This window comes from Streptosporangium sp. NPDC005286, from assembly GCF_040607515.1.
Lineage (GTDB): Bacteria > Actinomycetota > Actinomycetes > Streptosporangiales > Streptosporangiaceae > Streptosporangium.
The window spans coordinates 1-8313 of the sequence record NZ_JBEXGU010000266.1 but is presented as its reverse complement, the minus strand read 5'-3'; the positions used below and the strand labels follow the sequence as shown (position 1 = coordinate 8313).

The 8313-nt window shown below is 70.2% G+C and carries 8 protein-coding genes; 4 read left to right on the top strand and 4 right to left on the bottom strand.

The genetic code is table 11. From position 1 onward, the window contains the following. Together ABZU75_RS43800 and ABZU75_RS43795 are read right to left on the bottom strand one after the other, a co-directional pair. Positions 1-231: ATP-binding protein (locus ABZU75_RS43800; RefSeq protein WP_355568559.1), on the bottom strand; the 231-nt coding region annotated here is incomplete at its 3' end. Between the two features lie 197 nt (positions 232-428). Continuing rightward, a complete protein-coding gene (locus ABZU75_RS43795; RefSeq protein ID WP_355568556.1) occupies positions 429-1205 on the bottom strand; it encodes a SigB/SigF/SigG family RNA polymerase sigma factor in 777 nt (258 codons plus the stop codon). Between the two features lie 193 nt (positions 1206-1398). Between ABZU75_RS43795 and ABZU75_RS43790 the strand changes: the two genes are divergently transcribed. After that, positions 1399-1770 carry an STAS domain-containing protein gene (locus ABZU75_RS43790; protein WP_350930133.1) on the top strand — a complete coding sequence of 124 codons (372 nt, stop codon included), beginning with the start codon at positions 1399-1401 and terminating at the stop codon, positions 1768-1770. Between the two features lie 121 nt (positions 1771-1891). On the opposite strand, the gene ABZU75_RS43785 is transcribed toward ABZU75_RS43790, so the two are convergent. Together ABZU75_RS43785 and ABZU75_RS43780 are read right to left on the bottom strand one after the other, a co-directional pair. Beyond that, positions 1892-2950, bottom strand: coding sequence for an enoyl-CoA hydratase/isomerase family protein (locus ABZU75_RS43785; RefSeq protein WP_355568552.1), 1059 nt, complete (start codon positions 2948-2950; stop codon positions 1892-1894). Between the two features lie 115 nt (positions 2951-3065). Then, positions 3066-3782: a GAF and ANTAR domain-containing protein gene (locus ABZU75_RS43780; RefSeq protein ID WP_355568549.1), complete on the bottom strand. Its 717-nt coding sequence runs from the start codon at positions 3780-3782 to the stop codon at positions 3066-3068. A 125-nt stretch (positions 3783-3907) separates the two neighbouring features. Between ABZU75_RS43780 and ABZU75_RS43775 the strand changes: the two genes are divergently transcribed. The 3 genes from ABZU75_RS43775 to ABZU75_RS43765 all read left to right on the top strand — a co-directional run bounded on the left by ABZU75_RS43775 (position 3908) and on the right by ABZU75_RS43765 (position 8237). Continuing rightward, complete coding sequence (locus tag ABZU75_RS43775; RefSeq protein WP_355568544.1) at positions 3908-5767, top strand: SpoIIE family protein phosphatase; 1860 nt, start codon at positions 3908-3910, stop codon at positions 5765-5767. 235 nt (positions 5768-6002) lie between these two features. Continuing rightward, on the top strand, positions 6003-6956 hold the full coding sequence (locus ABZU75_RS43770; RefSeq protein WP_355568541.1) for a sensor histidine kinase: 954 nt from the start codon (positions 6003-6005) through the stop codon (positions 6954-6956). Between the two features lie 126 nt (positions 6957-7082). After that, positions 7083-8237, top strand: a complete 1155-nt coding sequence (locus ABZU75_RS43765; protein WP_355568538.1) for a glycosyltransferase — start codon at positions 7083-7085, stop codon at positions 8235-8237. The last annotated feature ends 76 nt before the right edge of the window (positions 8238-8313 follow it).

Here is an 8313-nt window from a genome sequence, read left to right as displayed (position 1 = left end):
CCACTGCCCCTCGTCGTGGATCTCCACGACGAGGGTCCGGCCGACGGTCCACATCCGCAGCATGGCCTTGGCGCTGGTGTGGCCGTGGGTGACCGCGTTGGTGGCCACCTCGTTCAGCGCCACCAGAAAATCGGCGAGTCCGTCCTGTGACATGCCGCTCCGCACGGCCTGGGCGGCGGCGAAGTCGCGCACGTCGGGAAGATCGGGAAGGCAGAAGGCGAGTTCGGCCACCGCGGTCCCCGCGGGAGAAATCCTGGAACGGGCGCCACTCGCCGTGAAGCGAGCCGGACGAACACCGTCCTCGTTCACCCGAGATCCGCCTCCCCTGTCCCGGTCCGCTGTCGTCCTCAGCATCCGGGATTCGTTCAAAGGCACCTTACGCCACGTCCGTTGTCGCCGACTGAGGTGCCCGGTAACAGACTGTGTATTCAGCATTCGGCGACAAGTTCCGCACGGAGCTGGTCGAGCACCTTTCGCAGGATACGGGAGACGTGCATCTGGGAGATCCCGAATTCCGCGGCGATCTCGGCCTGGGTCATGTTTCCGAAGAAGCGCAGCAGCAGGATGTTCTTCTCACGCGTCGGCAGCTTGTCGATCAACGGCTTGATCGCCTCGCGGTCCACGAGGGTGCCCAGCGCGTCGTCCTCCTCGGGGATGACGTCGCCAAGCGCCGCCGCGTCGTCGTCGGCGCCGAGGGGGGCGTCCAGCGAGAGCGCGCTGTAGGCGGCGGAGGCGTCGAGGGTGAGCAGGACGTCCTCTTCGGAGATGTGCATCTTCACAGCCAGCTCGGCGACCGTGGGGGCACGGCCGAACTCCTGGCTGAGGTCGGCTACCAGGCGGTTCAGCTCGGCCCTGCGCTCCTGGTAGACGCGGGGGACGCGAATGGCCCAGGTGCGGTCGCGGAAGTGGCGCTTGACCTCACCGGTCATGGTGACCACGGCGTAGCCGCGGAAGGGATGACCGAGGGTCGGGTCGAAGCCGTTGATGGCCTTCATCAGCCCCACGTACGCGGCCTGCAGAAGATCCTCCATCGGCTCGCCGCGGTAACGGTAGCGGCGGGCGATCTCCACGGCGAGGTGGCGGTGCATCTCGACGATGCGCTCACGCAGGCGCTCGGCTCGGTGGTCGGAGGCCTCGGGCAGGGACATCTCGGCGAGGAGGTCCTCAGCGGTCATGTCGGTGATGTCGAGTGCCTGAACAGACATTGCTGCTCCCTGGTATTACTGTCGGGCGAGCCGACCACGGAGCAACGTCCGGGCAGACGGCATCGCCTCGACTGATTTTCGAGGCGAGGCCCTCTGCTGGACCTCTGGTTCCACTATTCCCCTGAATCCTGGAGTATTACTCGCCCGCAGGTAACAGTAAGGTTGCTAATCGAATGGTGCGAGGAGGCTCTGAGTGACGGTGTCGGAGAACGGCGAGAGATCTGCAGCCCTGACTCTCACGTCGGCGCTCGTCAGTGGGATCAACGTGATCCGGGTGACGGGCCTGCTGGACGCGACGACAAGGGACCAGTTCGCCGACTACCTGGCGGCACAGACGAGCGAGCACGGCCTGGACATGGCACTGGATCTGGGCGGCGTGACCTTCATGGACTCGCGGGCGTTGGGGCTGATCGTCCACCACTGGCAGGTCAGCACCACCGCCGGCGCCAAGTTCGCGCTCATCGGAGTGGAGTACGCCAAGACCAAAGTGATGTGGATCACCGGTCTGGCCCAGCGGCTGCCCCTCTACGACACGATCGACGACGCGATCACCGCCTTCGGCTGAGGCGTTTTCCATGGGTCCTTACGCCTACCGCGGCCGCCCGGCCGGCGGCGTCGCCCATGACTCCGTCATGAGCCCCTCCTCCGCCTCGCGGGGCATCCGGCTGGCCGGGCGACCCTTCTGATCACCCTGACGGCATCACCTCGTCGACCAGCCCCCACGACAGGGCGGTCGCCGCGTCGATGGGCTCACCGGTCATGGCGAGGTAGAGGGTGCGCCAGCGGCCGACACGCCGGGGGATGCTGACCGTGCCGCCCGCGCCGGGGATCAGCCCCATGCCGATTTCCGGCAGGCGGAAGGTGGCCCCGGGGTCGGCGATCACGGTTCCGGCGAAGGCGGGCAGCTCGATCCCGGCTCCGACGCAGCTACCGTGCACGCGCACCTCGACCCGGTCCGCGAGCTCGTGAACGAGCCTTCCCGCGCCGCCGCGGGTGCGCACCAGATGCGCGGTGGTGAGATCAGGAGTGGTGCCGAACTCGTCGAGGTCGCCCCCGGAGCAGAAGGACGGCCCGGCACCGTCGATCACCACCCGGGTAACGGTGTCGTCGAGCACCGCCAGGCGCATGGCCTCGACCAGGGCGTCACGGACCTCCCGTCCGTAGGCGTTCCGCCGCTCCGGCCTGTTCAACGTGATCAGCAGGCGGTCGTCGGCCCGGTCGATCAGCACCGGTGGTGCCACCGCCACGGGCACCGGCCGGCGGCGGCGGCCATAAAGCCAGCGGCGGAACTCGGGGCCGCCGAGCAGGGTCGAGTAGGCCAGGGATTCGACGTCCAGCGCGGTGCTGACCTCCAGTGCCTCCGTCATCCTAAGGACGGCGCCGAAGACAACGGAGGCCTGCGGATTACGCAGCGCCGCGCTGTGCACGGCCGTGAGCCGCTCCTCGGGGTCGGGAACGGCGACGCACTCGCGTCCGGTCGGCCCGGCCGTCCCGACAAGGGTCAGATCCAGCGCCTGCGTCAGACCCGCCGCCTGTGCGGGCAACGGCTTCCCGGCGATCCCGATCAGCAGCCGGTCGCAGGCGCGTGCCCGCGTCAGCGCCCGGTCCAGCGTCGCCGCGTCGGCGCCGCCGTCCAGTTCCACCCCCACGATCGGCTCGCACACCCCTTTGGACATGTCGAGCAACGGGCCGTCGGCGGCGCCGTCCGCCAGTTCGGCGACAGAGACACGCAGCAGGTCAGCCACCCGCTCCCCCACTCCGTCGATGGATCATCGGCTTCCCTTTTCTCTGTCCCGTAGGCACCGGGCCCGATCACCACTACGGCTCACCGCCCTCGACACGGCGCCGGCGGACGCCCGCTCAGCCGGTTTTCTCGCCCTGGTTGCGCTGGTGCTCGTCGACCAGCAGCCTGGCCAGGTCCGCGACCTTCACCTGGTGGTGCTGGGAGATACGACGCAGCTCGTCGAAGGCGGCCTCGGCCGAGCAGCCGCTGGACTTCATGATGATGCCCTTGGCCTGGTCGATGATCGCCCGGCCCGCCAGGGCCTCCTGCATCTGGGCGGCGTCGGTACGGACCTCGTCGTAGTCCCACAGGTTGGCGAGCGCCACCCCTGCCTGCTCGGCGAGCATGTCGGCCAGCGGTGGGACGTTCCTGGCGGCGAAGACGCCGGGACGCACGCCGTACAGGCCGAGAACCAGGACGGCGTGCTCGATGGTGATCGGCATCACCAGAACCGAGCGGATGCCGCAGCGGACCGCCATACCGACGTACGCCGGCCAGCGGGACTCGCGCAGGACGTCCTGGACGACCACGTGACGTCCGGTGGCGCGGGCCTCGGTCGAAGGCCCCTCACCGAGTTCCTCCTCGCCGTCGAGGAGCACGATGAGCTCGCTGTGAGAGGCTGAGACGACCATGCGTTCCTGGCGCCAGAGTTCGGCGGACCCGCCCGCGCAACCGGGCACACCGCCTGCGAGGGTGGCTGTGAGCCCGCGTAGCACGCTCTCGCTCGACGTTTCCTCGCTGACCCTGCCGAGGACCGCCAGATCCCGGGCCAGAACGGGAGTGACCATGTCCATCTCGCGACTCCCCTCCCTGTGTCACTAACTTAACCACTATCCGACCACGGATCGATTCGACCTATCCGGGTGGCGTACCGTCTACGACGGGACCAGCCCACTCCGGCCCCTGACGAGGACGAGCATTGACCGACGCCATTGGCCTTCAGAGCCTGGAGCAGGCGCTGAGCGCGCTGAGCGCCAGGGTCTCCTCCCTGCGCGAGGCGAAGTCCGCCTACCCCGCCGACCCTCGGTCCACACTTGACGCGGCGCTGGCGGAGCTCGACACCGCCCGCGAGCTGTTGGAGACCTCCGTGCGCGAGCTGCGCAAGGCGCCCAGGCGGTCGGGCCAGCGGGAGAGCGGATCGCAGCGGGAGCTCAAGCTACTGCGGCAGGTTTTCCGCACCTTCCCCGTCCCGGTGGTGGTGCTGGACGCCTCGGGTGTGGTCCGGCGGATCAGCGCCGAGACCTCCCGGATGCTCGGCAGCCCGGCGGGGTATCTGATCGGCCGCTCGTTCCCGCTGTTCGTCGACGTCTCCCGTCGGGCGGCGTTCCGCTCGCACCTGACGGCGGTCCAGCAGGGCGGTCAGACCGCGACGTTCCAGACCCGGCTGGCCCACCAGGGCCGCGCGCACACGGTGCAGCTGGCCGTCACCCGGCTGACGATGCCGGGTGAGCCGCAGGAGATGGTCGCGGTCATGATCCTGCCGCTGGAGGCGCAGGTGGCGGGGCCGCCCCACGGCCCCGCCGACCGGTCGGACGCCACCCTGGTCATGGCCGCGGCACGCCGGCAGGAACTGCTGGCCAGGATGACCCGCCTGTTGCTCGACGAGGAGAGCCTGCGCCAGCCGGTGACCGTCACCAGGGCCGCGCGGCTGCTGGCCTCGGAGTCGGCCGACTGGGTGATCGCCGACGTGATCCGCGACGGCGTCCCCGCCCGTGCCTGCGTGCTCGGCCCGAGCGACAAGCCGGTGACCCAGCTGGTCCGCCTCGCCGAACAGCTGAACCCGCTGACCGCACCGGCCGTCGCGCACGTGCTGACCGGCGGCTCGGGCGTGGTGCACGAGATGCTGGAGGACGAGGGGCTGCTCGGCGACGTCCCCGGCGGGCCGCCCCTGCTGCGGGTGATGGGTGCCGCCTCGGTGCTGATCGTGCCGATCGGCGGCGAGGACGACGTACTGGGCTCCCTGACCCTGGTGCGCCTGCGCGACCGTGAACCGTTCTCGCTGGCCGATCTGGGGTTGATGGAGGAGATCGGCGTCCATCTGGGGCTCGCACTGCGCGCCCGGCGCAGCTTCCAGACCCGCTCGCGGGCCGCCGACGCGCTGCGCACCAGCGTGGTACCCCGGAGCCTGCCGGACATCCCCGGATTCGAGGCCGCCGCCATCTACAACGCGGGCTCCAGCCCGGTCGGCGCCGAGTTCTACGACGTCTTCCGCACACGTGACGGGTGGGGTTTCGCCCTCGGGGGCGCCGCGGGCAAGGGCGAGGAGGCCGCGTCGGTCAGCGCCATGGTCCGCAACGGACTGCGCGTGCTCAGCGTCTGGGAATCCGACCCCGGTGAGGTGATGCGCAAGCTGAACCAGGCCCTGACCGCCCAGCACAACGGCATGTTCGTGATGGCCGTGACCGGCTTCATCCGGGCGCGCAAGATCAGGCTGGCCAGCGCGGGACACCACCCCGCCGCGCTGCTGCAGCCCGACGGCGGGGTGCGGTTCACCGCGGGGGGCGGTGTGCCGCTGGGCATCGCCGCTGAGGCCGAGATGTTCACCGAGGAGCTCACGCCGGCCTCCGGCCAGACCCTGGTCTTCTACTCCGACGGCCTGGTCGCCTCGCAGAACGAGCTCGGTGAGTCCTACGGCGAGACCAGGCTGGCCGACGTGCTGGCACGCTGCGTGACGCGTTCCCCCGCCGAGATCGTCAAGACGGTGGAGGAGGACCGGCACGCGTTCTCCGGCGGGAGAGTTTGGGATGAGATCGTGATACTCGCCCTGCGTGTCGTATAACTTGGCTAACTCGGTGTGGCCTGCCGGTCTCACCGAGCGACGAGGGACCGCACCCGGCGGCGCCCGTGTCCGGCCAGGTGGGGCGGAGAATGAGATCATTTCAGGGTCGGCCCCCTGCCGGTTGGAACGGGCCGGCTCCGAGACCGAGCGGCTCCCCCTCGATGTGTCGGCCCCCTGCCGGTTGGAGCGGGCCCGACGGGCGCCCCCGCCGCTCCCGCGACCACGACGATCTTCCATGACCTCCATCCACCAGGCCGCGGTCTACGGCTCCGACCGGCGTTTCCTGGAGATCGCGCTGCCGTTCGTCCGGGACGGGCTGGCCAAGGGCGATCCGGTGATGGTCACGACCACCTCGGCCAATCTGGAGCTGCTGGCGGTTGCCCTGGGCAGGGAGGGCCGCCTGGTCGACTACGCGGAGAGCGCGTTCCTGGGGCGCCGGACCGTGGAGCGCGCCACGGCCTTCCACCGCTACTGGCAGCGGCGCGGGCCCGAGGCCCCGCGCGGGGGTCACGTGCGGATCCTCGCCGAGCCGGTGTGGGCCGGCCGGGCGCCCGCCGACGTGCGGGCCTGGCAGCGCATGGAGTCGGGCCTGAACCTGCTGCTGAAAGGCACCAACGTCTGGATGATCTGCCCGTACGACACCAGGACCGCGGGTCAGGCGGTGGTCGCCGCCGCGAGGCGCACCCATCCCACCCTCTCCGAGGACGGCGTCTCGATGGTGTCCTGCCCCGAGTACACCGATCCGGTGGGTTTCATCGGCGAGTGCGACTCCGTCCCGCCTCTCGAACCGCAGGAAGGCTCGGCCGGCGCGCACGTGGAGACGCTCCATGCCCTGCGGGCGTTCGTCACCGGCCAGGCCTCCTTCATGGGACTGAGCCACGACCGCGCGACCCTGCTCTCGGTCGCCGCCCACGAGGTGGCCACCCTGCTGGAGCCGCCCGTGACGGTACGGCTGTGGGAGCGGCTGGGCGCGATCACCTGCCATGTCGACCGCCGGGGCAGGCGCGTCACCGACCCGGTCGCCGGTTTCCTCCCACCGGGACCGGCGCCGGAACCGGGGGACGGGCTGTGGATCGCCCGGCATCTGTGCGACCGCCTCGACATCCACAACGACCGGGATGGATGTGTGATCCAGCTGCACGTCCCGAGCGCCAGGGCCGAGGAGTCACGGCAGAGCAGGAGGTATTGAACCCTGCGGGTTTGGCTCCGGCTGAGATCGGGGTATGGTTAGGGCAATGCAGACGTGTGCCTAAGACGCAGGCACCCCTGAAGGAATAACAGGCTTTCCATGCCTATCTCCTCCCAGAGGTGTGCCGTGAACATTGCATTCGTCTCCTCCGAGGCTCTCTCCTCCACCCAGGACGAGTCCGATCTCGCCTCCCAGCGCGCTCACCTGATGGCCGTTGCCCGTGAACTCGGCCGGGAACACAAGGTCACCATCTACGCCCGGAGAAACTCCGACCTTGACAAGCCCAAAGTTCGCGTGTCGCAGGGCGTCACGCTTGAGCACCTGACCGCCGGGCCCGCGCAGGATCTTCCGGAAGACGGCGTCCTTCCCTACCTTTCCGACCTCGGCGACCAGCTGATGCACCGCTGGGGGCAGGACCGCCCCGACGTCATCCACGCGCACTCCTGGACCGGCGGGCTGGCCGCCATCGCCGGTGCGAACGGCCTGAACGTGCCGTTCACCCAGACGTTCAGCAGCGAGCACCCCCGCGACGCCAAGCGTGTGCGGCTGCAGCGGGCCATCGGGCGCCGGGCCAGCGCGGTGATCGCCGGGTGCGGCGACGAGGAGAGTTCGCTGATCCGGCTGGGCGTGCCGCGCCGCAGCATCTCGGTCATCCCGTGCGGTGTCGACGTCGAGCGGTTCCGCCGTCAGGGTCCGGCCTCCGCCCGCGGTACCCGCCCCCGCCTGCTGCACGTCGGGCCGCTCACCGCGGAGAAGGGCGTGCACACCGCGATCCGCGCCCTGGAGGGCATCCCCGACGCCGAGCTGATCATCGCCGGTGGCCCGGCGGTCGCGGACCTGGAGCACGACGCCGACGCGCACCGCATGATGCTGCTGGCCAAGGAGATCGGCGTCGACGATCGGATCACCGTTCTCGGGCACATCCCGCACTCCGCGGTCGCCAAGCTGATGCGCAGCGCCGACGTGGTCGTCTCCCTGCCCCAGGAGGCTCCGGCCGGCGTCGTCGTGCTGGAGGCCATGGCCTGCGGCGTGCCCGTCATCGCCTCGGCGGTGGGCGCCCACCTCGACTCCGTGGTGGACGGGGTGACCGGTCTGCTGGTGCCCGCCGACCGTCCCGCGCAGACCTCCCGTCTGACCCGCGAACTCCTCGCCGACCCGACCCGCCGCACCGCGCTCGGCTTCGCCGGCGCCGACCGCGCCCGGTCCCGCTACTCGTGGGAGCGGATCAGCCAGGAACTCGTCCACGTCTACGAGGTCGCCCTCTCCGGTTCCCTCCGCTGACCGCGCCCACCGCGACGGCCGGGCGCCGTCGGCCATGCGTCACAGGTGAAAGACCGGGGCTCCCGCGGGAGCCCCG

Excerpts from the sequence above, each read along its gene's own strand:
- ABZU75_RS43770 (WP_355568541.1), top strand. The coding sequence starts at position 6,003 with ATGACCTCCATCCACCAGGCCGCGGTCTACGGCTCCGACCGGCGTTTC.
- ABZU75_RS43780 (WP_355568549.1), bottom strand. The coding sequence starts at position 3,782 with ATGGACATGGTCACTCCCGTTCTGGCCCGGGATCTGGCGGTCCTCGGC.
- ABZU75_RS43795 (WP_355568556.1), bottom strand. The coding sequence starts at position 1,205 with ATGTCTGTTCAGGCACTCGACATCACCGACATGACCGCTGAGGACCTC.